The organism is Streptomyces sp. NPDC001514 (assembly GCF_053597075.1).
Genome location: NZ_JBSFHO010000084.1, coordinates 1 through 2180 on the forward strand (window position 1 = coordinate 1; position 2180 = coordinate 2180).

Sequence of the window (2180 nt, forward strand, 5' to 3'; positions counted from 1 at the left end):
CTCCCGCCGCTGCCGCTCCGGCTCCGGCCGCCCCGGCGGCTCCGGCTCCGGCCGCGCCTGTCGCCCCGGCCGCTCCGGCTCCCGCCGCCGCGGTCGCGGACGAGGGCGCGTACGTCACGCCGCTGGTCCGTAAGCTCGCCGCCGAGAGCGGTGTGGACCTGTCCACGGTCAAGGGCACCGGCGTCGGTGGCCGTATCCGCAAGCAGGACGTCATCGCCGCCGCCGAGGCCGCGAAGGCCGCCGCTGCCGCTCCGGCTCCGGCCGCCGCCGCTCCGGCCGCCGCGAAGAAGGCCCCGGCCCTCGAGGTGTCCCCGCTGCGCGGTCAGACCGTCAAGATGACCCGCATGCGCAAGGTCATCGGCGACAACATGATGAAGGCGCTGCACAGCCAGGCCCAGCTGTCCTCGGTCGTCGAGGTCGACGTCACGCGGCTGATGAGGCTGCGCAACCAGGCCAAGGACGCGTTCGCCGCCCGCGAGGGCGTCAAGCTGTCCCCGATGCCGTTCTTCGTCAAGGCGGCGGCCCAGGCGCTGAAGGCCTACCCGGTCATCAACGCCCGGATCAACGAGGACGAGGGCACCATCACCTACTTCGACTCGGAGAACATCGGCATCGCCGTCGACTCCGAGAAGGGCCTGATGACCCCGGTCATCAAGGGTGCGGGCAACCTCAACCTGGCCGGTATCGCCAAGGCCACCGCCGACCTGGCGGCCAAGGTCCGCGGCAACAAGATCACGCCGGACGAGCTGGCCGGTGCGACCTTCACCATCAGCAACACCGGTTCGCGCGGTGCGCTGTTCGACACGATCATCGTGCCGCCGAACCAGGTCGCGATCCTGGGCATCGGCGCGACGGTCAAGCGTCCGGCCGTCATCGAGACCGCCGAGGGCACGGTCATCGGCGTCCGGGACATGACGTACCTGACGCTGTCCTACGACCACCGTCTGGTGGACGGCGCCGACGCCGCCCGCTACCTGACGGCGGTCAAGGGGATCCTGGAGGCCGGCGAGTTCGAGGTCGAGCTCGGCCTCTGAGCCACGGCGTCACGGCCGAGCTACTCGGCTGTAACCAGCCTCACCAGCGGCGGCCCCGCCCGGGAGTACTTCCGGGCGGGGCCGCCGCCGTATTGTCTAGGGGTCTTCTCTTCTTGAAGGAGCGGTCCATGACCATGCCCGTCGTCCACTCGCTGCGCGATCAGATCCGCGAGCACATCGTGGAGGGCATCGTCAGCGGCCGCTGGAAGCCGGGCGAGCGGATCGTCGAGCGCCGGATCGCGACGGAACTGGCCGTGAGCCAGACGCCGGTACGGGAGGCGCTGCGCGAGCTGGAGTCGCTCCGGCTGATCGAGTCGGCCCCCAACAAGGGTGTACGGGTACGGAATCTGACGGCGGCGGACCTGGAGGAGAGCTACCCCGTCCGGGCCGGCCTGGAGCAGATCGCGGCCGAGCTGGCCGCGGAGCGGCTGGCCGCCGACTGCTCGGCCCTGGAGCCGCATGTGGCGGCGCTGTACGAGGCGGACCGCGCCGCGGACGGGACGGCGCAGGTACGGCACACCGTGGCGTTCCACCGGGAGCTCGTGAGGGCGGCGGGCAACGGGGTGCTGCTGCACACCTGGGAGGGCCTCGGGATCGAGGTCTTCACGGCGCTGTCGATCCGGTGGCTGGGCACGAAGCAGAAGTCCTACGCGGAGGAGCACGAGGAGCTGGTGGCGGCCTTCCGCCGCCGCGACCCGCAGATCGGCGCGCTGGTCAAGGCCCACGTCCTGGGCTGCGCGCCCCGCGCCTGACCCTCCGGGTCCGGGACCCCTGCCACCCCGGTTCCGGGCGCGCCCTTGCCGTGACGGTGGGCCGGTGTGTCCGTCCTCAATCGCCGGCCGGGCTGTGCGCGCCGATACCGCGGGCGCGACCCGGGTGTCCGTCCTCAAACGCCGGACGGGCTGTGCGCGCCGATACCGCGGGCGCGACCCGGGTGTCCGTCCTCAAACGCCGGACGGGCTGAGTATGCACCCGGTACCGCCGGGTGGGCCGGTGTGTCCGTCCTCAAGCGCCGGACGGGCTGGGTGGTCGGGGATGCCCCGTGCCGGGTCGGTTGCCGTCCGGGTCCGCTCCGGGGCTCGTGTCCTGGACTGCGCTGCATCCGATATGCGGCTCCGCCGCGTGGTCACCGCGCTTCGCGCGAGT

The 2180-nt window shown here is 72.2% G+C and carries 2 protein-coding genes; both read left to right on the forward strand.

The genetic code is table 11. The features are described from left to right. On the forward strand, nt 1–1034 hold a 1034-nt coding region (gene sucB, locus ACWCXB_RS36520; protein ID WP_450728800.1), incomplete at its 5' end, for a 2-oxoglutarate dehydrogenase, E2 component, dihydrolipoamide succinyltransferase. 128 nt (nt 1035–1162) lie between these two features. Next, on the forward strand, nt 1163–1786 hold the full coding sequence (locus tag ACWCXB_RS36525; RefSeq protein ID WP_450728802.1) for a GntR family transcriptional regulator: 624 nt from the start codon (nt 1163–1165) through the stop codon (nt 1784–1786). The last annotated feature ends 394 nt before the right edge of the window (nt 1787–2180 follow it).

Excerpts from the sequence above, each read along its gene's own strand:
- ACWCXB_RS36525 (WP_450728802.1), top strand. The coding sequence starts at position 1,163 with ATGACCATGCCCGTCGTCCACTCGCTGCGCGATCAGATCCGCGAGCAC.